This window comes from Fodinibius salicampi (genome assembly GCF_039545095.1).
Lineage (GTDB): Bacteria > Bacteroidota > Rhodothermia > Balneolales > Balneolaceae > Fodinibius > Fodinibius salicampi.
On the sequence record NZ_BAABRS010000001.1, the window covers coordinates 668172 to 690068 of the forward strand.

21 protein-coding genes are annotated in these 21897 nt (G+C 43.8%); 10 read left to right on the plus strand and 11 right to left on the minus strand.

The features are described from left to right. The first annotated feature begins 168 nt into the window (after positions 1–168). The 3 genes from ABEB05_RS02725 to prmA all read left to right on the plus strand — a co-directional run bounded on the left by ABEB05_RS02725 (position 169) and on the right by prmA (position 2812). Positions 169–936, plus strand: a complete 768-nt coding sequence (locus tag ABEB05_RS02725) for an SDR family NAD(P)-dependent oxidoreductase (protein WP_265787313.1) — start codon at positions 169–171, stop codon at positions 934–936. Next, positions 926–1903: a M28 family peptidase gene (locus ABEB05_RS02730; protein WP_265787314.1), complete on the plus strand. Its 978-nt coding sequence runs from the start codon at positions 926–928 to the stop codon at positions 1901–1903. The genes ABEB05_RS02725 and ABEB05_RS02730 overlap by 11 nt, the downstream gene beginning before the upstream one ends. Positions 1904–1975: 72 nt before the next feature. After that, the gene (prmA, locus tag ABEB05_RS02735) at positions 1976–2812 is read left to right on the plus strand and encodes a 50S ribosomal protein L11 methyltransferase (protein WP_265787315.1); all 837 of its coding nucleotides are present in this window, start codon (positions 1976–1978) and stop codon (positions 2810–2812) included. A 129-nt stretch (positions 2813–2941) separates the two neighbouring features. On the opposite strand, the gene ABEB05_RS02740 is transcribed toward prmA, so the two are convergent. Continuing rightward, complete coding sequence (locus ABEB05_RS02740) at positions 2942–3439, minus strand: outer membrane protein (RefSeq protein ID WP_265787316.1); 498 nt, start codon at positions 3437–3439, stop codon at positions 2942–2944. Between the two features lie 249 nt (positions 3440–3688). Between ABEB05_RS02740 and ABEB05_RS02745 the strand changes: the two genes are divergently transcribed. Then, complete coding sequence (locus ABEB05_RS02745) at positions 3689–4327, plus strand: RNA polymerase sigma factor (protein WP_265787317.1); 639 nt, start codon at positions 3689–3691, stop codon at positions 4325–4327. 65 nt (positions 4328–4392) lie between these two features. Here the strand turns inward: ABEB05_RS02745 and queG are convergent, their stop codons facing one another. From queG to ABEB05_RS02770, 5 genes are all read right to left on the minus strand, one after another. Continuing rightward, entirely contained in the window at positions 4393–5358 is a 966-nt protein-coding gene (gene queG, locus ABEB05_RS02750; RefSeq protein WP_265787318.1) for a tRNA epoxyqueuosine(34) reductase QueG, read from the minus strand. A 140-nt stretch (positions 5359–5498) separates the two neighbouring features. Then, positions 5499–6182 (minus strand): cell division ATP-binding protein FtsE, encoded by a 684-nt coding sequence (gene ftsE / locus ABEB05_RS02755; RefSeq protein WP_265787320.1) that lies wholly within the window; start codon positions 6180–6182, stop codon positions 5499–5501. Continuing rightward, positions 6161–6949 carry a class I SAM-dependent DNA methyltransferase gene (locus ABEB05_RS02760; RefSeq protein WP_265787322.1) on the minus strand — a complete coding sequence of 263 codons (789 nt, stop codon included), beginning with the start codon at positions 6947–6949 and terminating at the stop codon, positions 6161–6163. Before ABEB05_RS02760 ends, ftsE begins: the two co-directional genes overlap by 22 nt. 2 nt (positions 6950–6951) lie before the next feature. After that, positions 6952–7944 (minus strand): 4-hydroxythreonine-4-phosphate dehydrogenase PdxA, encoded by a 993-nt coding sequence (pdxA, locus tag ABEB05_RS02765; protein WP_265787323.1) that lies wholly within the window; start codon positions 7942–7944, stop codon positions 6952–6954. A gap of 31 nt (positions 7945–7975) precedes the next feature. Continuing rightward, a complete protein-coding gene (locus tag ABEB05_RS02770; RefSeq protein ID WP_265787325.1) occupies positions 7976–9388 on the minus strand; it encodes a GWxTD domain-containing protein in 1413 nt (470 codons plus the stop codon). Positions 9389–9530: 142 nt separating this feature from the next. Between ABEB05_RS02770 and ABEB05_RS02775 the strand changes: the two genes are divergently transcribed. From ABEB05_RS02775 to ABEB05_RS02790, 4 genes are all read left to right on the plus strand, one after another. Next, entirely contained in the window at positions 9531–11165 is a 1635-nt protein-coding gene (locus tag ABEB05_RS02775) for an acyl-CoA carboxylase subunit beta (RefSeq protein ID WP_265787327.1), read from the plus strand. A 159-nt stretch (positions 11166–11324) separates the two neighbouring features. After that, a complete protein-coding gene (locus ABEB05_RS02780; protein ID WP_265787329.1) occupies positions 11325–12629 on the plus strand; it encodes an amidohydrolase family protein in 1305 nt (434 codons plus the stop codon). Positions 12630–12659: 30 nt separating this feature from the next. After that, complete coding sequence (locus tag ABEB05_RS02785; RefSeq protein WP_265787331.1) at positions 12660–14057, plus strand: amidohydrolase family protein; 1398 nt, start codon at positions 12660–12662, stop codon at positions 14055–14057. Between the two features lie 12 nt (positions 14058–14069). Then, positions 14070–15425 carry an amidohydrolase family protein gene (locus ABEB05_RS02790; RefSeq protein WP_265787333.1) on the plus strand — a complete coding sequence of 452 codons (1356 nt, stop codon included), beginning with the start codon at positions 14070–14072 and terminating at the stop codon, positions 15423–15425. An 82-nt stretch (positions 15426–15507) separates the two neighbouring features. Here the strand turns inward: ABEB05_RS02790 and can are convergent, their stop codons facing one another. Together can and ABEB05_RS02800 are read right to left on the minus strand one after the other, a co-directional pair. After that, on the minus strand, positions 15508–16107 hold the full coding sequence (gene can / locus ABEB05_RS02795) for a carbonate dehydratase (RefSeq protein ID WP_265787335.1): 600 nt from the start codon (positions 16105–16107) through the stop codon (positions 15508–15510). A 152-nt stretch (positions 16108–16259) separates the two neighbouring features. Then, on the minus strand, positions 16260–16673 hold the full coding sequence (locus ABEB05_RS02800; RefSeq protein ID WP_265787337.1) for a hypothetical protein: 414 nt from the start codon (positions 16671–16673) through the stop codon (positions 16260–16262). 833 nt (positions 16674–17506) lie between these two features. On the opposite strand from ABEB05_RS02800, the gene ABEB05_RS02805 reads away from it, so the two are divergent. Further along, complete coding sequence (locus tag ABEB05_RS02805) at positions 17507–18661, plus strand: 6-bladed beta-propeller (protein WP_265787339.1); 1155 nt, start codon at positions 17507–17509, stop codon at positions 18659–18661. A gap of 296 nt (positions 18662–18957) precedes the next feature. Here the strand turns inward: ABEB05_RS02805 and ABEB05_RS02810 are convergent, their stop codons facing one another. The 3 genes from ABEB05_RS02810 to ABEB05_RS02820 form a co-directional block, all read right to left on the minus strand. Next, positions 18958–19467 carry a peptidase associated/transthyretin-like domain-containing protein gene (locus ABEB05_RS02810; protein ID WP_265787342.1) on the minus strand — a complete coding sequence of 170 codons (510 nt, stop codon included), beginning with the start codon at positions 19465–19467 and terminating at the stop codon, positions 18958–18960. Between the two features lie 76 nt (positions 19468–19543). Continuing rightward, positions 19544–20626: a phosphotriesterase family protein gene (locus ABEB05_RS02815; protein ID WP_265787343.1), complete on the minus strand. Its 1083-nt coding sequence runs from the start codon at positions 20624–20626 to the stop codon at positions 19544–19546. Positions 20627–20688: 62 nt separating this feature from the next. Further along, positions 20689–21042, minus strand: a complete 354-nt coding sequence (locus tag ABEB05_RS02820; RefSeq protein ID WP_265787344.1) for a hypothetical protein — start codon at positions 21040–21042, stop codon at positions 20689–20691. 235 nt (positions 21043–21277) lie between these two features. Between ABEB05_RS02820 and ABEB05_RS02825 the strand changes: the two genes are divergently transcribed. After that, the gene (locus ABEB05_RS02825) at positions 21278–21892 is read left to right on the plus strand and encodes a hypothetical protein (RefSeq protein ID WP_265787345.1); all 615 of its coding nucleotides are present in this window, start codon (positions 21278–21280) and stop codon (positions 21890–21892) included. The last annotated feature ends 5 nt before the right edge of the window (positions 21893–21897 follow it).

Sequence of the window (21897 nt, forward strand, 5' to 3'; positions counted from 1 at the left end):
AGATGGTCAGGCTGTTATTTTATAAGAAGTTAAAAAGTAGGAAAGTAATAATATGTGGGGCAATGGCAGCCTAATCTTATTTTCCTTAAAAACTGAGCCATGTTTTTTAAGCTCAAAGGGTAGTTTGTTTATTCTAGTTTACCGTTAAATTAAATTTTAACATCAATTATGAAGAATAGGCTTTCAAATAAATGGGCGATTATTACCGGAGCTACCTCGGGTATAGGAGAAGCTACAGCCTATGCATTTGGGGAATCAGGATGCAACCTTATATTGACAGGGAGACGTCAACAGCGCCTGGATGAAATCGCCGATACGTTACGATCAGATTATAATATTGAGGTTGAAATAGCTGCATTTGATATTAGGGATGCAGATGCTTGCAGGAGTATGGTGGAAGGATTATCCAATCCAATTGATATTCTGGTTAATAACGCAGGCCTTGCTAAAGGGGTCGAAGGAGTCTATGATGCGGATCTTGAGGACTGGAATTTAATGATTGATACCAATATTAAGGGGCTTATGACCATGACGCGTCTTATTTCTCCCAAAATGAAGAAGCTAGACCGGGGACATATTATCAATATAGGATCTATTGCGAGCCACGAGAGTTATCCCGGGGGCTCTATCTATTGTGCAACAAAGCATGCTGTTAAAGCTTTTACAGAAGCTACAAAAAAAGATCTGCATGGTACCAAAGTGCGAGTAAGTATGGTTTCGCCCGGACTGGTGGACACCGAATTTAGTGTGGTTCGATATGATGGAGATAAAAGTCAGGCCGATCAGGTCTATGAAGACATGCAGCCTCTTGTTGCCGAAGATATTGCAGAAGTGATTCATTTTACGGCTAATCGTCCTCCTCACGTAAATATCATGGATACTATCGTTTTTCCTGTTGATCAGTCTTCCGCAACCATGGTGCATTATGATGACTAATAGAAGTCTGTTGATACCATTCTTACTAACAAGTCTCCTTCTTTTCGGATGCAATGATACCGAAAAAATTCGATTGAATTTTGAAGAGCAGGGGCGGACAGTTCCCAACTTTTCAGCAGACAGTGCTTATCATTTTATTGAGCAACAGGTGAGCTTTGGGCCTCGCAATCCCAACTCCGAAGGACACCGCAAAACTGCTCAATACCTTTTGGATAAGCTATCGTCATATGCTGGCGAAGAGCTGGTATTTGCCCAATCGTTTAGTGAAGAGGGATATGAGGGGGATACCCTTAACCTTAAGAATATTATAGCCTCTTTTAATCCGGCGGCTACTGATCGTATTTTTCTCTGCGCGCATTGGGATACCCGTCCCCGCGCGGATAAAGATCCTGAAAACCCCGATCAACCTATTTTAGGAGCGGATGATGGGGGGAGCGGAGTGGGCGTGCTTCTGGAGCTTGCCCGGATATTTAGTGAACACAGACCTCCAATAGGGGTTGATATTGTGTTATTTGACGGAGAAGATTATGGTAAGCAGGGAGAGACTGATCGTTATTTTTTGGGGTCACGCTACTGGTCTAATAATCCACCCGTCGAGGGATATTCACCACGGTTTGGTATTTTACTGGATATGGTTGGCGGTGAGGGAGCTGTATTCCCCAAGGAACAGTATTCTATGAATTATGCCCCTGCATTGGTAAATGAATTGTGGTCCATTGCCGAGGAAAAAGGATATGGAGAGCTATTTATCGATCAAAGGGGAAATGCCATTTCTGATGATCACGTGGTAGTGAATCGGATTTTGGGAATTCCTACGGTTGATATCATCCATCATCATCCGGATCGGGAGGGACTAGGATTTGCTCCTTACTGGCACACCCACAATGATGATATGGATATTATTGATCCCCAAACTCTGCAAGCTGTAGGAGATATCCTAACCGAGTTGATTTATAATCGCATTTAGGTAACTGATTGAAAATTTACAGTTGAAAAATTCTTCAACTGTCAACTTGTTACTTTCAACCTCAAACGTTCTATGAAATATATCAAACTCGTAATTAGCTTAGCTGATGAATACCAGGAGACGCTGATTGCCGAGCTTTTTGATATGGGTTTTGATGGATTTGAACAGCTGGAAGACCAAATTATAACCTATACTGCCAAAGAGAACTTTAGTGTAGGGGATCGCGAACGTATGGATCAGCTTTTAGCCGGCTTCCCGGGGAAGGGATTCATAGAATCGGAAGAGATTGTAGCCGATCAAAACTGGAATGAGCAGTGGGAGGAAACGATTAGCGCACAGACCATCGGACGCTTTTATGTAAAACCTACCTGGGATAACAGTACTGTTCCACCGGATAAAATATTGCTTGAAATAGATCCCAAGATGTCCTTCGGTACGGGATACCACGAAACTACGCGTTTAATGTTACGGCTTCTACCGGATGTGTTAGAGAAGGGAGATCACGTTATCGACGCCGGTACCGGCACGGGAATACTGTCTATAGCGGCAATTAAGCTGGGCGCCGAATCGGCCTTTGCTTTTGATATTGATGAATGGAGTATTAACAATACCTTGGAAAATATTATACTCAACGGGGTAGGGAAGAAAATGATCGTTAGAGAAGGATCCTCGGAAGTTATTCCTGAAGGGGACCAAGCGGATGTCATACTGGCCAATATCCAAAAGAATATTATTATGGATCTCTTGCCGGACTTTATTGATTCTTTAAAAGAAGATGGAGATATCCTTCTTTCCGGATTGTTGGAAGAGGATAAGGAAGAAGTCGTTAAAAAGCTGCAGTCTCGAAAATTGGAAATAGTGGATACCCGACAGGAAAACGAATGGATTGCCATTCATGCTCGTCGTTAATACATACTGACGAACACTTTGTTGTAGTAATTCAGTGTTGAGAGGCTTTACAAAGCTTAGTGTTTATTTAAATAAAGAAAGCCCCGCTATAAAACGGGGCTTTGAACATTACTGATCTAATATTAATTATTAGATGTTAAAGCGAAGTCCTGCAGAGAGGGCCAGCTGATCAGCATTGCCGAGCACATATTTGAGCTCTGTATAGACATTGGCAAAGTCAACATCAAACTCAGCACCGCCTCCAAGGTTCAAACCTACCTCAGAGCTAGACCCTGAAGCTGATCCAAACTCACCAAAATCAACACTAAAAGACATGGTAGCATAGTTAAGACCACCCAATCCATATACTTTCATACCTTCTTCAGCAAGGAAATCATAGTGAACATTGGCGTTTAATTCCCACCAGTCAAAATTTTCCGGGAAATAAATAGCAAAATCAGCAGCTCCACTTATTTCTGGAGTGAAGGCATATTTACCACCAGCCTGTATCCCTATAGCTTCTACTTCAGTACCATAAATTAATCCACCGCCGACTAGAATGTCAGAAGATTCCTGAGCATAACTATTTGAATTAAAGGTGAACATCAAACCGAAAAGAACGCAGCTTGTAAGTATTAGTTTTTTCATTTTTTATTGTTGGTTAGTTTATGTTTGTTTTGAGTTAGCGTCTGATGACGTTTTTTAAAGATCCTTAGGTTTAAACTGTAAGTAAGTACTATTAGAAGCCCAATCCTTACAGATTTTTTTCTGTTACATTATGTATACGTAAGCGCTGAGATAATTAGCTCATTTTTTTCTATGTTTTAGAATGGGAATAAAGCGGCACTTTCACTAAGTTTAGGCCCTAAAGTAAAATTATATTTGTCAGTTTAAGGAATGTCGGATTCTACGAGTCGTAATACGTCAACATCAGATGCACCTCGGGAGAACGCTTCGGAGAGCAGTTTGGAGGACGATGTCTTAGTACAGGAAGCCAGAGAAGGGGACGAACATTCTTATAAAAGGCTGGTTAATAAATATGAGCGTGCCCTATATTATCATATCCTAAAGATGGTGAAGAATAAGGAACAAGTAGAAGATCTGGTACAGGAAGCCTTTGTAAAAGCCTTCGATAACTTAGAGAGTTATAACACTAATTATGCTTTTTCTACCTGGCTTTATCGCATAGCAACTAATCACACAATTGATTACCTGCGAAAGAAAAAGCTTCAGACTCTTTCCATTGACAAGCCGCGCAAAACAAAAAGCGGTGAGATGGAGATGCAGCTGGAAGATCATTCAGCCCAGACCGATCGCAGTATTATCCGAAAACAGCGGCAGAATATAGTACAGGATGCAATTGATGAGTTGCCGGCAAAATATCGAAAGGTGATCCAGTTACGGCATATGGAAGAAAAAAGTTACCAGGAGATATCGGAAGAATTGGGTAAGCCTTTAGGCACAGTAAAGGCCCATATATTCAGAGCCCGAGAGATGCTCTACAAGTCACTTAAGGATAAGCGAGGACAATTCTAAGATCGGACTCCTATTTTAGTTTACTGTGTAAGAAAAGACCTTACTGAGTTATAAGTTTATAGGTATCATTTAACAGTTACGGCATTCGTTTGACGGCTATTCTCGGCCACGGCCTCAACGGTATCTTTAAATTTATTGAATTTAGCCCGGCGTATGGGCGTCCCTTCAAAAAGCTCATTGTACTGCTCGATGTCCAGCTCTTCCCAAAAACCAATATCTTTATCCAATAACTTTTTCCGGGGATTCAGGTCTTCCATGCTTCCATATTGCGCGTCCCTGTTCCACGGACATACATCCTGACAGATATCACAACCGAAAAGCCATTCGCCAACATCGGAACGCTGCTCTTCGGGAATTTCATCCTTGAGTTCAATATTCAGGTAGGAGATACACTTGGTCGCATCCACACGATAGGGTTCATAAATGGCATTCGTGGGACAAGCATCGATGCACCGGGTGCAACTGCCGCAGTGGTCCGTTACCGGCTGGTCGTAATTGAATTCAACGTCGATGATCATCTCACCAATAAAGAAAAAAGAACCCATATTCTTATTGAGAAGCAGGGAGTTTTTGCCCCTCCATCCGAGTCCGGCACGAATAGCCCAATCCCGGTCTAAAACTGGAGCCGAGTCGACAAATACGCGTCCACTCACCTCGGCTCCTACAATCTCTTCTGTTTTTTTAAACAGCTTTCTGAGCTTCTTTTTATAGATTTTATGATAATCGCGCCCCTGGGCATATTTCGCAATTTTTGGGGCGTTTTTTTGCTGTTGTCGCTCGTGATCGGGGTGAAAGTAACTCCCGATCACGGAAACAACTGACTTAGCCCCTGGAACTAGTTTGGTGGGATCCACCCGCTTATCGAGATGGTTTTCCATCCATTGCATACTGCCGTGCCGTCCCTGGTTAAGCCACTCGCGGAGCCGCCGTTCTTCGGTCTCCAGTCGGCCTGCCTTGGCAAACCCACAGGCATTAAATCCGAGCCGAAGTGCCACCTCTCGTACTTTCCGGGTATGTTTGTATCGACTCATGGATGGTAACCAATGGATTATTAATTATTTTGTTACAGACCCTTCAGAACACTTTCGTAACAGCGATGGAGAATGGAAACTGATACTCCCTTGTAAAGTAACGTTTAAAACAGCGATTGGAAAATTACTACTGTATCTGGTTAAAGCTCTTTGGCATTGACTTCCGATATCCTTCCATTTTTGAGCTTTAGGGTCCGATAGGGATATTGTTTCACCGTATCATAATCGTGAGTAACCATAAGCACGGCCATTCCCCGGTTATTAATGCGTTCCAGAAGCTCCATGATGGAGGCAGAAGCCTCCGGATCAAGGTTGCCGGTAGGCTCATCGGCAAGCAGGATGCGAGGCTCATTAGCCAGGGAGCGGGCAATAACCACGCGCTGCTTTTCACCGCCGGATAGATCATTGGGCATATTTTTTCGCTTGTGACTGAGTCCCACCATCCCCAATACCTCGAGCACTCGCTGTTTTATATAGCTATTTTTAGCGCCTGTGACCTGCATGGAAAAGGCAACATTTTCATAGACCGTTCGGTCGGGCAGCAGCTGGAAATCCTGAAAGACAATACCCAGTCGGCGGCGCAGGTAGGGGACTTCCTTTTTGGACATGGTGGTAACATTATAGTCAGCTACTTGTACATGACCGGTATCGGGGACTAAATCCCGATAGATAAGGCGGAGAAAGGAACTTTTTCCTGCACCGGTCTGACCAATAAGGTAGGCAAATTCCCCATTACCAAGGGTGAAATTTACCTTTTCGAGTACTGTTTGCCGGTCGTAGGTAACCGTGACGTTATTAAAATCTATGACTGAATGCTTGGACATTGTAAAACCATTGTTATTCTTAAACTTTCATCATGTGCCTCGTCAAATTCAAAGCCGTCATATTGGGCTTTGATTTCATAATCCGTTTGAGCGATAATATCATGCATTTGACGTAAAGTATAAATCTTTTGGCGATGAGTTTCCCGAAATTCTTTTAGGATCGTTTTGCCGTCTTCTGCCAGTTGCTGAATCTGAAACTCATTGACATGAATCTGTTCTTCCTTATTATAGCGACTGCTTCTGTAGAAACGAAAATTATTATTAGTTATTCCCTGTTCGTTATGCAGGTAGCTGATTGCTTCTTCAGAATTAATAGGAGTGGTAAAGTCAAATATCAGAAGGCTTTGGGGGGTAAGCAGTTTTTTGCATTCAGAAAGAAAGCGAAGAACCTCATCAGTAGTATGTAGATAGTTAATACTGTCAAAAACAGCGAAAACCACATCAAATTTTTCCGACATTGTGATGTCAAGAAAATCCATCACTGAAAACGTAGCATTGCACATGCGCAGTTTATTTTTAAGCCGGGCTTTCTCAATCATCTGGGAAGACATATCTGTGCCCCAGATTTCGTAACATTCCAGTTCATCAAGGGAAAGGGCAAGCGACCCTGTTCCGCAGGCCAATTCCATGATTTTTTTCGGATCAGGATGATGCTGAAGCATAAGCGCATCGATATAATCTGCCCAGAGATCGTAATCAACCTCTGACATCACCTCGTCGTAAATTTCAGCCAGTTTGGTATAAACCCCTTTTTCTATAGCAGCCATAATTACTGTGCTTTCTGTTTGCGATTCGCTGAAAGCTGGCGGGCCAATGAAAATGCCTGTTCAAATGAAGAGGGATTTGCTTTTCCCTTTCCTGCAATGTCAAAAGCGGTACCATGATCAGGGGAGGTGCGCACAATGGGAAGTCCCGCTGTAAAGTTAACGCCGGCGCCGAAGGAGAGGGCTTTAAAAGGAACCAGCCCCTGATCGTGATACATCGCCAAAATACCATCGCACTCCTCATACTTTTTATTTCCAAAAAAACCGTCGGCGGCATAAGGTCCCGAAACATTGATAGAAAGTTCCTGTGCCTTTTGTATGGCTGGGGAAATGATATCCTGTTCTTCTTTACCAATAATGCCTCCATCTCCGGCATGTGGATTAAGTCCGAATACGGCTATACGTGGCCGGGCTATATTAAAATCCCGTTGCAAGCTGCTATTCATAATGCGTAAATATCGGGTGATGGAATCTTCAGTGATATTCTGCGGAACATCGGCAATGGGAATATGCACACTAGCCAGCCCCACTCGTAGGTTATCATTGACCAGCATCATCATAAAGTCATCAGTATGGGTATGCTCAGCCAGAAATTCCGTATGTCCGGGAATATGATATCCAGCGAGGTTCACAGCCTCTTTGGAAATAGGGGCGGTCACAAGAGCATCGGCCAGACCAGTGTTACAAAGTTCAATGCCTTTTTCAACGGCCTGCATGGCACACTTGCCCGCTTTTTGGCTCAGTTTTCCCGGTTCAATATTGATATCATCATAACACTCCAACACGTTAACCTTTCCGGGTTGTATTTCATCAATAGTTCGAACATTTTGGCGGGGCAGGGGGATGTCCAAGAGCTCACTATAAAAGTCAATCACTCTTTGGGAGGACAAAATGATAACCGTATCATTTTGTGACTTTCGCTTGTTTAAGCACTTCAAAATCACTTCGGGACCAATTCCGTTATAGTCGCCGCTGCTAATAGCAATGCGATGGCTCATAGATATGGGTACGATAAATTAAAAATCAAAATTAGTTGGTTTTTAATCGGAAATCTCCAAATCCCGAGGTAGCCTCAAACACAAAGTTTCGGTTTGGATAGGTCCATATCTCAACGGTAGCACCCTTGGTCGGGTATTTACGCTGGATATTGTCCGGGGGACCATATTTTATATATATTTCTCCCTGGTCGCTATTATACCCGATAGTATTTTCGGTAGTAAAATTTTCATAGGCATAATCAACCCGCCGATAATATTCGGCCATTAGCTCATTATATTCGGTTTTTGGCGTAGGATCTTTTTCTCCCCAGAAGTCCCGGAATTTGCGCTCTCGCTCTCTTTGTGAGCCGCTTGAAAGACGGTCAATAGTTTCTTTATCCGTGATATACTGAAGCATATCGATGGCTACGTCAAGGCTCAAAAGGCTGCGTGGCATGTCTATCCAGAGAGAACGGAAGGAGGATTGTACCGCTCTCTTATCGCTATTCTTTTCTTTAACCTGCAGGTTAAAGGTGGTATTGGGGAAGGTACTATTGGGAATGTTGACCAGGGCGTACGCAAAACCATTGGAATCTTCCTGAAGATGGAGCGTATTTGTACCCTGACCGGATTTTAGGACGGGACGAATATTCCGGTAAATATTATCTTCGGAAATTGTTTTAGAAAAGAGCTGTTGAATATTAGTAGTATCATTCTTTGACCTTTCTGTCTCAAAAATAGTCATTGTATAGTCGACATCCTGCTTGTAATCAGGAATATAAACGAGTGCGTGAAAATCTTTGCCGTACTGCACATTTTGTCCCATGCCCAACAGGTTAAAAGTGATATTGCCCCCTTGGTTAGAAACCTCCTTACCAAAATAGACCGCTCCCTGCTTCATATCCCGGTAAGACTGAATACGTGAGGTTCTGACACGGGAAAATTGGGTCTCTTTGCTATCTCCTCTGTTCATTTGCAGAATATAGCTATAGATGCCGGGCGAGAGTGATACATTCATGCTTCCGCTAATAAAGTTCCGTTCCGACTGTGTTTCCTCGTAAGTGGAAGTATAGGCCGTATCTCTCCAAAATGATCTTTCTATAGATTCCAGCCGCTCTACAGAGATATCCTGATCGTTTCTTTTGAGCTGCTCTTCAGTAGCATTAAAAACCTCCATATTCATGCTCACAGGGCTATAAAAAGAGTGATCTTCAGCCGTTTGTCCCGACTTTGGAAGCTTTTTAAACGGTAAATATTGGTAGGAGATACTGAAAACCGCAGCAAATTTAACCGATTGATCCGTTTCACCGGGTAGTACCATAAAGTCAGTATAAACAGGAGAACGCTGTTGTTGAATTCTGAGGTCGCGATAATTAAGGTTTCGTTGTGCTATAACTTCAGAAACGAGGCTAAAGCACAGAAATCCACAAAGCAACAACGAGAATAAACGGGTAGATACTTTCATAGAAAATCAGCTTTTTAATAAGTACTGTCAATAGTAAGATACTTACTATTAGATTAATATAGGGGATCCCTTTTGGGATTGCTAAAAATCGTTATTTTGAAAACGAAAATAATCGGCCAACTAGTATAAAAAATAAGATTCTATGAGTAATAACGATTCCACACCATCCACAGAGCAGGATTTACATTCACTCATTCAGGAAATTAATAAAACAGAGGCTGAAATAAAGAAAGGAGGAGGAGAAAAACGTATTAAAAAGCAGCATGACAAAGGGAAGCTGACGGCCCGGGAGCGCATTGACAGGCTTGTTGACGAGGAGAGTTCTTTCCGGGAACTAGGCTTGTGGGCCGGCCACCAGATGTATGAGGAAGAGGGGGGATGTCCCGCCGGTGGTGTTGTGGTGGGCATCGGATCCGTATCCGGCAGGGATTGCGTGCTGGTGGCTAATGATGCCACGGTTAAGGCAGGTGCCTGGTTCCCAATCACCGCCAAAAAAAACCTCCGGGCCCAGGAGATTGCTCTCGAGAACCATTTGCCTATTATCTACTTGGTCGACTCGGCCGGTGTATATCTGCCTATGCAGGATGAAATATTTCCGGATAAAGAGCATTTTGGCAGAATTTTTAGAAATAATGCGAAGATAAGTGCCGAAGGTATTCCCCAGATTGCGGCCATTATGGGCAGTTGTGTAGCCGGAGGGGCCTACTTGCCTATTATGAGCGACGAGGCTTTAATTGTGGACGGTACCGGGAGTGTATTTTTGGCCGGAAGCTATCTGGTTAAAGCCGCTATTGGGGAGGAGGTTGATAACGAGACGCTGGGAGGAGCCACCACCCATACGGAAATCAGCGGGGTCACTGATTATAAGATGAAAGACGACGAGGAATGCCTGAGTACTGTGCGGGATCTGGTGGATAAACTGGGACCTTTTGATACCGCTGGATTTAATCGCAAAGAGTCGGTAGGACCCTCTCGTGATGTAACGGAAATTCTGGATGCCTTTCCCGACGATCGTTCCAAACCGTACGATATGCATAATGTGCTGGAATGCATTGTGGATGAGGACTCCTTCACCGAGTATAAGAAAGGATACGGCCAAACACTGATTACCGGCTTTGCTCGAGTAGACGGGTGGAGTGTAGGCATTGTGGCCAACCAGCGAAAGGTCACCCGCACCCAAAAAGGGGAAATGCAGGTGGGGGGAGTCATTTATTCAGACTCAGCCGACAAGGCTGCTCGATTTATCATGAACTGTAATCAAAAGAAAATTCCGATTGTATTTCTGCAGGATGTCACCGGATTTATGATTGGCAAGCGAAGTGAACACGGGGGCATCATCAAAGATGGGGCCAAGATGGTGAATGCCGTATCCAACAGTACGGTCCCCAAAATCACCATTGTAGTGGGTAATAGTTACGGAGCCGGCAACTATGCCATGTGCGGACGTGCATATGATCCTCGTTTCATTTATGCCTGGCCCTCGGCCCGAATAGCCGTTATGGGCGGTACGCAGGCCGCCAAGGTGTTGACCCAAATACGGGTTTCTTCCCTTGAAAAGCAGGGCAAGGAAATCACTGAAGAGGAAGAGCTGGAAATTATGAAAGAGATCAGCGAGAGTTATGAGGAACAAACAGACGTACGCTACGCCGCTGCCCGGCTCTGGGTGGATGGCATCATCAATCCAATAAAAACGCGACAGCGCATATCAGAGTCTATTCGGTATGCCAACCATAATCCCGATATCGAAGATTTTAAAACCGGGGTTATGCAAGTTTAAGCACAGTTAACTGTTATTCTGTTCACTGATCACTGTATCTCCTTTACATATTTTATCTTTTGTGGTCTTTAAAATTATTATCAAAATTCTCTTATTGATCAATTGGAAAATAGATATTCATTCAGCCAAAAGTAACTCTACAACCAATAAAATACCGCTATGAAATTAGTACGTACCTTTTGTATGTGTATTGTCCTTTTGACGGCAATCAGCTTACAGGGATGGTCACAGTCGGCTCCGGCCGAGGCTTTTGATAATGTGATTATCCACACGGCAGACGGACAGGTTATTAAAAATGGCACTATTGTCTGGCGCGATGGATTGATTCGTGCGGTCGGAGAGGACGTAGCTATCCCTTTTGATGCTTATGTGCACGACGGAGGGGACAGCCTGCATGTGTATCCCGGATTTATTGACGGACTTGCATTCTGGGGAAGTCCCGATGATAACGGAAACCGGGGTCGGCCGGAAGAGCCGGGCAATCCGTCCTATGAACGGGCCGGAATCCAGCCTCATCTTCACCCGGGTAACGAAATGAAGGCGAATGATAAGGCCCTAAAGGAAGCAACCAAACACGGTTTTACTACAGCAGCATTGGGATTAAAAGGTCAGATGCTGCCGGGCCAAGTTGACCTTTTCTTCATCAATGGAGAACAAACCGAAGACCAGCTGCTGGAAGAGGGAATCGGAATATTGGCCCAGTTTGAGGAAGCGAATGGCACTGCTTACCCATCTACCACTATGGCACTGATGGTTCAGTTCCGTCAGCTTTTTTATGATGCCCAAGCCCAGAAGGAACAGCAGGAGTATTACGCCTCGGTTTCGTCTGATTATCCCCCTCCCAGAAAAGAAAAAGTGCTGGAGGCGCTTTACCCGGTGATGCAAAAGGAACAGCCCTTCTATTTTGTGGCGGACGGCAAAGAGAATATTGAACGGTTGTTTTGGCTGCAGGATGAATTGGACTTCAAGGCAGTTTTGGTTTCCGGGAAAGAAGCCTATAAAAAGGCTGCTGAGTTGAATGAGCGCAATATCCCTGTACTTGCCACGGTTGACCTTCCCGATAAACCCGAGTGGCTGAAAGAGGATTACGAAGAAACAGAGGAGATAACCGAAGAGAGGGAAGCCTTCCGGGAAAAACAAGAAGCGGCTTACCGGGAACAGGTGCAAAATATAAAGACGTTGCAGAAAGCTGGGGTCCGTGTTGGATATGCCTCAAACGGACTAAAGTTGAAAGACATTCAAAAGAACCTGACCATTCTGAAAGAGGACGGAGGTCTGAACAATAGTCAAATTCTTAAACTCATTACGCAGTCAACTGCTGATATCCTCGATTACGGTCAGCGACTGGGAGACCTTAAAGAGGGACGGGTCGCCAGTTTTACGGTCTTTGATAAGCCTTTCCTGGAAGAGGAAGCAAAAAGCGTCTATTCCATTATTAATGGGAAGCTTACCGAGGTTGAATAGAAATTTTCTAAACAGTTTTGATCTAGAATTATGAAGAAGTTTATACTACTTAGCTGTATTGTGTTGTTAGTATTGGGGCACAATGGTTATGCCCAGGAAAAAGGATCGGTTCTTATTACGAATGGAACGGTAATCACGATTACCGATGGAACCAAAGAAAATACGGACGTTCTTATTGAGGAGGGTATCATTACTGAAATCAGGGAGGGAATAGAAGCGCCGGATGGTGTAGAGACTATTGATGCCTCCGGAAAGTATGTGATGCCCGGGATTGTTGACGCCCATTCACACATCGCAGCCGAGGATGTGAATGAGTGGACACACCCGGTTACGGCCGAAGTATCCATGGAGGAATCTATTGATCCCAATGACATAAACATGTATTGGGCACTAGCCGGCGGCGTAACCAGTATTCACCTGATGCACGGATCAGCCAATGTAATCGGGGGACAAAATGAGACTCTGAAACTCCGGTATGGGGCGGATATGGATGCCCTAAGGTTTGACGGAGCCCCGCGGACCATCAAGTTTGCACTTGGAGAAAACCCGACACGGGTCCACGGACAGAATTTTAATGTTCAGCCGCGTACGCGTATGGGAGTTGAGCAGGTGATTCGCGATCATTTTGAGGAAGCATTGGATTATAAGCGTAACCGACAGCAATACCTTGAGGCCAAGGAGGCCTATGAAAGCGGTAACAGGGATAATCCACCGGTGCCGGTAGCCCGTAATGCTCGAATGGAGGTGCTCGTCGATATCCTGGAAGGAGAGATATGGGTGCATTGTCATTCGTACCGGGCGGATGAAATTATGATGCTGATGCGCGTTTTCGATGATTACGGTATCGAAAATTATACTTTCCAGCATGCAAATGAGGCTTATAAAATAGCACCCGAGCTTCGGAAGAATAATGCCTATACCTCGGTATTTTCCGATTGGTGGGCTTATAAGTTCGAGGTGTACTACTCAACGGCGTATAACGCTTCCATTCTTAATGAAAATGGAGTTAAAAACAGCATCAACTCCGACAGTGGTGAGCTTATTCGTCACCTTAATCACGAGGCGGCCAAGACGGTACACTACGGCGAAACCTCCAAAGAGGACGCCCTGAAGATGATTACCATCAATCCCGCTGAACAGCTTGGTATAGATGATAAGGTGGGCAGCATTGAAGAGGGCAAGCACGGAGATGTAGCTATCTGGAGCGGCCATCCGCTGAGTATCTACAGTATCGCTGAAAAAACTTTTGTGGACGGGAAGAAGTACTTTGACCGCGAAGAAGATCCCGATGATATGCGGGTGAAGATAGATCCGGAAACCGACTATGACGAGGCTTCACGCCGCTGGTATGAGGAAAGCGGTCGGCATGGAGACAGTTGCCTGCGAGGCGCTGAGATCCGCTTTAATGAAAACGGAATGGAGCTTTAGAAGCAGATAGATATGCGAATCCAAATTACGAGATATACAGAAATAATGATGAAGTATTATAAGCGAATTTATACGGGCTGTGTGTTGCTGCTTTTGATTGCAGCAGGCGCACAGGCACAAATTACTGAGAAAGCGGAATTCGGTAAGTTTGCCATTACCAATGCTACCATCCATACGGTTTCTGATGGTGTTATTGAAAATGGCGTTGTTCTCATTAACGGTGAAAAGATCGAATTTGTAGGTAAGAATGCGAAGATAACTACCGAATATCAGCGTATTAATGCAGAAGGAAAACATCTGTATCCGGGCTTTATGGATTCTGGTACCCAACTCGGACTCCAGGAAATCGGGGCCGTGGAGGTGACTAACGATCAGGCTGAGCTGGGGGCTTATAATCCGCATGTGCGTGCTTTTACGGCTATCAATCCCAGCAGCGCAAGTATTCCGGTAACGCGCGTGAATGGGGTCACGCACGTCATTTCTCTGCCTGTATCGGGACGGCTGTCCGGGAAGGCTACGCTTATTGATCTTTATGGCTATTCGCCTGATTCCATGGCGGTAAGTCCCAATGCCGGGCTGCACCTGAATTGGCCTTCGGCTCAGAAAGGTGGTTCGTGGGACGATCGCAGTGATGAGAAGGTTCAAGAGGAGTATGAAGAGGATCTGAAAGAACTGAATGAGTTTTGGGAGAAGGCGGTTTTTTATGACAAGATGGTATCCGCTTACGAAGAAGACCCTTCTAACAAAGAACAGCCGGATGCGGATAAAAAAATGGAGGCGATGCGGGAGGTGCTTAGCGGGGACGTTCCGGTCGTCATATCCGTAGATCGAAAACAGGATATCCTGAATGCCATTGAATGGACACAGAAGCATCCGGATGTTCGTTTCATATTAGCCGGCGTCAAGGAAGGGTGGCGCGTAGCGGATGAAATTGCTGAGTCCGGATTGCCGGCACTGGTTGCCACGCTGTATACCCCGGAACGCGATTACGATAACTATCAGCGTCCGTACCAAAATCCGGGGATGCTGCACGAAGCGGGAGTGAAGGTGGCCATTGCCACCGGAGAAGTGGAGAATGTACGAAATGCCCCGTACCATGCCGGGTACGCGGCTACCTATGGACTTGGAAAGGAGGAAGCGCTGAAGGCTATTACGCTAAATGCAGCTGAAATTTTTGGAGTGGAGGATAAGCTGGGCAGTATTGAGGCCGGAAAGCAGGCTAATCTTTTTCTGTCGGATGGAGATCCCTTTGAGCCGATGAGTCAGATTGAGCAGGTGTTTATTCGCGGATATAAGATACCGATGGTGAGTCGCCACACCCAGCTCAATGACGAATACCTTGACCGCGGAGCAGAGTCAACCAATTAATGATATTAAGGATCTGCAATAATAAAGGCGTGAGGATATTCCCACGCCTTTATTAGAATACTTACTTGGTGGGATATGAAAGTTATCCCGTTGATTTTACAGAGACATCCAGATCCTTTAGCCGTCCATTCTCGAGATTATAGATCCAGCCGTGAACCGTTAAATTATCTCGCTGCTCCCAGGCGTCGGTAACAATATTCGTCTCTGCTATATTTTTTACTTGCTCCTGCACGTTTAGCTCACAGAGGAGATCATGCTTTTCGTCAAATGACAGGACCTGCAGCTGATCGCTGTGCAAGCGGGCCACATCCCGGATATATTCGAGCCAGTTATCAATAAGGCCCAGTTTCTGATCCTCAAGGGCTGCCTTAACGCCGCCGCATCCGTAGTGACCACATACTACAATATGCTCAACCTCAAGCGCTTCAACGGCATATTGGAGTACAGAAAGCAGGTTCAGATCAGAATGAACCACCATATTTGCAATATTGCGGTGGACAAACATTTCGCCCGGCGGCAGGTCCATGATTTGGTTGGCCGGTACACGACTGTCTGAACAGCCAATCCAAAGCAAGTTCGGCTGTTGTCCTTTTGAGAGGCGTTCAAAAAGCTCTGGATTCTTTTCCTTTTGCGTTTTCGCCCATTCTTTATTTTGATCTAAAAGAGATTGTAGGGTATCCACGAATATATGTGATTTGTTTGTGGTTTATTTATGCGTTCAATAACCGACCTGAACGGTTATTGGCAGTTAACTAAAATAAGTTACTGCATAATAAAAATGATCTCTAATCAAGAGGCAAATAAAAAACAGGAGGGAGGTATGTAGAAATAATATTATTCATCTGGAGATAGAGATACCGTATCGGTACCGGCCAGTTTCTCTACGTGGCAGGGGCCACTGCGAAAAGCGTATTCTTCGCTAAAATGAAGACTTTCTTTTGTGCCTTTAACCAAAACAATTTCTTTGGTTTCACTTAACTCTCCAAAGAAACCATCATGCATAATGGTATAGGTTCCGGTATTAAATTCATAGCAGTTATTATTTTCACAAATATCATATTCATTACCGGTCTGCTTATTCGTCACCTCAATTTCAACAGAATCCGCGGGTTCTTCATTGGGCCCAAGAACGGTTATCGTATGTATGACAAACTCATCCGTACAGGCATAGGGTGCTTCGCTGTTTGAGCAGTATTGGAACAGCAAGAGCGTCAGGATGAGAAAAGTTATCCATAGAATATCTCTCATAAGCGGTTATCAGTTAAGGATTAAGGTCTCCGACTGGTACTATCTTAGATGTAGATATACACATCAAAGCTAGGTAATAACTACTGAATAGTTGATTAATTTTTAAGTAGAAAGCCGTTAGGGGGCATAACACGTGGGGTTAAGGGTCGTAACACGTCGTGTTAAGAGGATAAAAACGGCCTGAGGTTTGGCGAGCCGCTATCGGTGGATTTAAATTTCTCTTTTTGTGGGGGGGGGATTTTGAGTTTAAAGTATCAATATCTTTTCAGTTATCAATGTTTTCCCAAACCATTGCTACTTTTCCTTTGGTACGCATGTTTTCAATATAGCTGATGACTTTAGGTATTTCTTTATATAAGAATAAGTTTTATCAATATTAACGTTAATTTTACCCTCCTTGATCAACGTTGACAATGTCTCTAAATCAGTGGTGTTCACTTCAGCGGTAAACTGAGCCAAAGGGTACTAGCTGAAAACATTAACCAGAATGTGGTTACTCTTCAAATTAGGTTTTTCAACATCTTCTAATTGAAGATTTTTTTGTCCTCCATATTTAGATTTTGTAATAGCTTTCATTTTATTTTTTTCCTAGTTGAAGAATTGGATTTTTGGGGAAATGCAATGTAAGTCCTAAACGCATAATCGGCAGACGCCGGAGTTTTTAATTATTTGTAAAAGAAAGGTTAGCTAAAAAATGGGGAGCGGGCAAGGCTTGTCCGTTTGAAAAGCGTGTTATACCAAAATTTATAGCAATAGTTGATAAATTGCCGTTAATTCAAGATCGTATCTAGAGACGTTACTTGAAATAAAAGTGCTGTAATCATAATTAATCTATGGAGATGAGAAGACTTTTCCCGTTCGTCATATTCTTTTTTTTAGCAAGCTGTACATCCAATTCAGTTCCAGATGAAGTTATTCATCCGGTACCCGATAAATTGCCTCCTGATGAAAACATTAGTTTCACAATTGATATAGAAGCAGCACAAGAAAGTCGGGAAATCCCCGATTTTTCCGGGAATATTCACTCATCAATTGATCAAGATGCTTCTGGCTCAGAACTATATGAGCTGGAGGATGTAACCATTGACGGAAATGGGTACGTCTATACCAGAACTCTTGAATCAAACTCGATTGAGGTCTATGATTTTGACGGGAATTATCATTACACAATTGGCAGAGAGGGCAGAGGCCCGGGTGAGTTCACTAACCTGCGGGCAATGGATTTTGATCCCTCATATGAGAACCTGTATGTGCTCGAAATGAATGAAATTGAGATCTTTTCAAGGTCTGAATATGGGCAATTTGAACCAACAAATACCATTTATCATGGCTTAAATCTTCCGGCTGATATATGTGTATTGAGGGATAACATATATGTGAGCGGTATGAGTTTATCAACGCTGGATGCGCCGAGTGCCCCGAACGACCCTCTGTCTATTTTTCAATTCAAAGACGCTTCAATACATTCATTCAATGTGGATAGCGGTGAACATACAGACTCGTTTGGTCAAACTTACAATTCCTACTCAGGTAACCCAATTGCAGATGCAAACTTATCAAGAACGTTTCTGTCATGTAATGAAACTACCAACACAATTGTTGGCTTGTTCGCTAATTATGGATATTTCTTTGGTTATGATTTGCAGGGTGAATCAAAATGGATATCCAAAGTCAATAACTTCAAAAGTCTTAAGATAAGAGAAACCGGCATACATTCACCTACCCCAGGTTATGGAGGAGTGCCTAATTCAACAGCCGATTTCTTTACTCCATTTAGAGAGACTGATTTACAGATGGAACTGATCCAGATAATACGTGATGATGCTGAAGTATCTACGTTGTATCTGGATTCAGAAACTGGCGAATTAATTTTTGGAGGCTCTTCTTCAATTATACCCGTTTCAAAAACTCAAAATGTTGGCGCTACGATCACATTGCACGACGATGAGTATCATTCTATGTCAATTCAAACAATAGAATTTGAGTAAATACTACCAATCGAATGAATTAATGAAGATCCGATCTGAATTTTGAGTATAACGATCTGGCGCATAAGGGGCAGGCGCCGGAATGTCGAATTAGTTTAAATCGAAAGATTAACTAATAAATGGAAGTGAAGCAAGGTGATGACGAGCCCCCAGTCGTTCAACCCGTACGTCTAAAGGGGAGATAGTAAATTAAGCCATGTGTGGGACTTGGGAATTGGCCGGTTAACGATCTGGGATGGTAGCTCCACGTGCTACAGTCTTTGTTGATATAAAATCACAGGCCGATCGTAGTAACTTCATTCTATTCTTTCGATAAAGCTAGCCCCAATTGTATCCCGACGGGAGTTGATAAATAATTGTGAACGTACAGCTTGTCGTGCAACTGAATCAGAAGTTCGTTTTTTATTCTTATCAAATAGTTCCCCTGGATGGGATCTCAAATGCAGACTATACTTAAATTCATTTTCTGAAAATACAAAGTCAACATTGAGAGTGCTATCAACCTCAATTCTATTCGATTGTATTACCATAGCATAACGTTGATTCATTGCAGTATATGTTGTCCAGGCATTTATGATATAAGTGCTTGTGTCAATTCCAGTAATCCTGTAATATCCTGTAGAATCTGATATCACCCTGAGTGAATCTCCAAGTGATAACCCATACTTATCGTTTAGAAAAATGGTGGCATTACTTATCGGTTTAGCAGTTTCCAACGAAACCACATATCCGTAAATATTATTTTGGGCTTTGCCAGAATGAGTAACGAAAAGTAAAACGGTCCCAAGCAGCAATAATTTCTTCATTTTAAGTGAATACTGAATTCATAATGGATAATCTACAAGACACAAAGGATAACAGGTCATTACCATATAACAAAGATTATTGGACGGTTCGCGTCCGTATGCCATAGGCTTCCTGCGGATTGCGGACCAACAGCTGATTGATTTCATCATCCGTAAATCCATTTTCCCGAAGGGCAGGGAGGAGGTACTCAATGATATCGGTGTACTCACGGAAATCTCCGCCGTTTTCCTCATCCGGATTGTAATAGCCGGCATCGTGGGAGATCAACACCCTGTCTAACAAGCCGGCTACTTTAAGATCAGTAAGACGTTCCACAAACCAATCGATACTGTCATCTTCGCCTTCCTCTTCTTTATCGGCTGCTACAGATGGATCATAGCTGAAATTATCCAGTGATATCCAGGCCCCTTCTTTACCAAGTTCAATCTGCTTTTCGAGTGTGCCTCCCTGTGCATGGGTCCATACCCAGGCCGAAGGGGATAAGTCCATCTCTTTAAGCAGATCTACCTGCGCCTGTGCCGGCTGGTCGCCCGGAGAGTGAGAAACAATCGTCAATCCCGTTTCCTGATGGGTAAGGCCTGCCGCCCGGACAATCTTTTGGTGCAGCTCGGATAAAGGCCCTTCGCCTTTGACAGAAATTTTTATAAAGCCCGGACGGATGCCCGTGTCCTCGATTCCATTTTCAAATTCATCAATCCAGCGGTCAGCAAGCTCCCGGGCGGTCTCTTCCCAGGCGTGTTCCGGCATAAAATTGTTATCAACAGCCCCGTAATATCCGGTATTGGTGAGGATCTGCACTCCCGAACGCTTGGATAACTGCTGCAGTAAAACAGGATCGCGTCCCAGGTAAGCCGGAGTCGTTTCCAGCATCGTTTCGACGCCCTGTTTCTTCGCTTCATTTATAAATTGCAGAACCCGCTCCACCACCGCATCGCGGTCCCACCGGTGATAGCCGGTACTGTCCGCACCGATCCAGTCGACCAGCACGTGTTCATGGATTAAGGTGGTCCCCATATCCTCCGAAGAAATTTCGCCGGTGACCGTCATAACGGGATACGTTTCTTCAGGGGCTTCATCGCTTTGTTGGCAGGCCGTAAATCCGATAGAAAGCAGAAAAAAGCTGAATAGAAGTGTTGATAGTGAGTAACTGATATTCATTTGGTTATAACTTTATGAATTGATTAACAAATTTAGAAAGTATGGCTGGTACAAGCATTACCCTATGGACGTCCCCATTCTATTTCCCGAATTTTGTACTTTTTGTTCTCTTCGGATACTACCACAGACACAGCCTCAGAAAATCCGTCGCCGACCATGGCCACATAGGCCCAGCCAACATCTTTTGCTTCTTTTGATGGCCATTCCGTCATTTCTTTCATGAGCTCGATATGATGAACCGGACCCTTTCCGTATTCAATCATTTTTTCAAATGCCTTTTCCAATCGTTCAGGATTCAGTTCGTTTTGTTGTTCTTCTGAGAGTAGTCTATAGGCTTCAGAAAAATTACCATTGGTTATGGCCGAAGCAAACTGAAAAGCCAGTTTGCCATGCTTTGATTTTATCGATCCCTTCATTTTGTTCTAGGTTTTGAATATGATCCCGTTGTACATACCGACGAAAAGATAAATAACTAAAATAATTTGTGCAGGCAAGCAGCAGTAAATCTCTATGTAAATAGTTATTGTTTCCTACTTGTAATTTTATCTAATTGCCTATATACTCTTTGAAGAAAAGAAGGGATTGTAAAAATATATTTTGGAATTATTTCTTCCTCTTTAAACCTTTTAACATAACAATCGAGTTGTAAAAATGCCTCAGCAGCAAACAGCAAGTGACCCCACCATTGCATTGATACCAGCATTGAAGTCTTCTTATGCAGACATGGTAGAAAAGCTAAATGTAGGCTGGCATGAGAGGGCCCTGCAGATTTTTCTGGCCATCGTGCTTGCCCACTGGGCCGAACATTTGGTACAGGCCTATCAGATTTGGGGACTTGGCTGGCCTATCCCGGAGTCGCGGGGGGTGTTAGGTTATTGGTTCCCATGGATGGTATCGTCTGAACTTTTACACTATGGCTATGCGCTGATAATGCTTATTGGGCTGTGGATATTACGCACCGGCTTTACCAGCAGCGCTTATACCTGGTGGATGGTCTCTTTTTGGATTCAATTCTGGCATCATATTGAGCATGGATTGCTTCAGGGGCAGGCGATAGTGGGCGAAAATTTAGCCAACTCACCGGTTCCGGTTAGTATTTTACAATTCGTGATTCCACGTGTTGAGCTGCATTTGATCTATAATACGGCGGTGTTTATCCCAATGATTATAGCCATGTATCTGCATATGTTTCCGCCCCCCGGCGAGGAACAACACATTAAATGTTCCTGTGTGGTACAGCCTAAATCGTCATCAAATTCATCATAGTTTTG

Bases quoted from the DNA above. Each gene is read 5' to 3' on its own strand.
- ABEB05_RS02790 (WP_265787333.1), top strand. From the start codon at position 14,070: ATGCGAATCCAAATTACGAGATATACAGAAATAATGATGAAGTATTAT.
- ABEB05_RS02725 (WP_265787313.1), top strand. From the start codon at position 169: ATGAAGAATAGGCTTTCAAATAAATGGGCGATTATTACCGGAGCTACC.
- ftsE (WP_265787320.1), bottom strand. From the start codon at position 6,182: ATGTCCAAGCATTCAGTCATAGATTTTAATAACGTCACGGTTACCTAC.
- ABEB05_RS02805 (WP_265787339.1), top strand. From the start codon at position 17,507: ATGGAGATGAGAAGACTTTTCCCGTTCGTCATATTCTTTTTTTTAGCA.
- ABEB05_RS02730 (WP_265787314.1), top strand. From the start codon at position 926: ATGATGACTAATAGAAGTCTGTTGATACCATTCTTACTAACAAGTCTC.
- ABEB05_RS02740 (WP_265787316.1), bottom strand. From the start codon at position 3,439: ATGAAAAAACTAATACTTACAAGCTGCGTTCTTTTCGGTTTGATGTTC.
- queG (WP_265787318.1), bottom strand. From the start codon at position 5,358: ATGAGTCGATACAAACATACCCGGAAAGTACGAGAGGTGGCACTTCGG.
- ABEB05_RS02775 (WP_265787327.1), top strand. From the start codon at position 9,531: ATGAGTAATAACGATTCCACACCATCCACAGAGCAGGATTTACATTCA.
- ABEB05_RS02815 (WP_265787343.1), bottom strand. From the start codon at position 20,626: ATGAATATCAGTTACTCACTATCAACACTTCTATTCAGCTTTTTTCTG.
- ABEB05_RS02820 (WP_265787344.1), bottom strand. From the start codon at position 21,042: ATGAAGGGATCGATAAAATCAAAGCATGGCAAACTGGCTTTTCAGTTT.
- ABEB05_RS02760 (WP_265787322.1), bottom strand. From the start codon at position 6,949: ATGGCTGCTATAGAAAAAGGGGTTTATACCAAACTGGCTGAAATTTAC.
- ABEB05_RS02825 (WP_265787345.1), top strand. From the start codon at position 21,278: ATGCCTCAGCAGCAAACAGCAAGTGACCCCACCATTGCATTGATACCA.
- ABEB05_RS02800 (WP_265787337.1), bottom strand. From the start codon at position 16,673: ATGAGAGATATTCTATGGATAACTTTTCTCATCCTGACGCTCTTGCTG.
- ABEB05_RS02780 (WP_265787329.1), top strand. From the start codon at position 11,325: ATGAAATTAGTACGTACCTTTTGTATGTGTATTGTCCTTTTGACGGCA.
- ABEB05_RS02785 (WP_265787331.1), top strand. From the start codon at position 12,660: ATGAAGAAGTTTATACTACTTAGCTGTATTGTGTTGTTAGTATTGGGG.
- ABEB05_RS02810 (WP_265787342.1), bottom strand. From the start codon at position 19,467: ATGAAGAAATTATTGCTGCTTGGGACCGTTTTACTTTTCGTTACTCAT.
- pdxA (WP_265787323.1), bottom strand. From the start codon at position 7,944: ATGAGCCATCGCATTGCTATTAGCAGCGGCGACTATAACGGAATTGGT.
- ABEB05_RS02745 (WP_265787317.1), top strand. From the start codon at position 3,689: ATGTCGGATTCTACGAGTCGTAATACGTCAACATCAGATGCACCTCGG.
- ABEB05_RS02770 (WP_265787325.1), bottom strand. From the start codon at position 9,388: ATGAAAGTATCTACCCGTTTATTCTCGTTGTTGCTTTGTGGATTTCTG.
- prmA (WP_265787315.1), top strand. From the start codon at position 1,976: ATGAAATATATCAAACTCGTAATTAGCTTAGCTGATGAATACCAGGAG.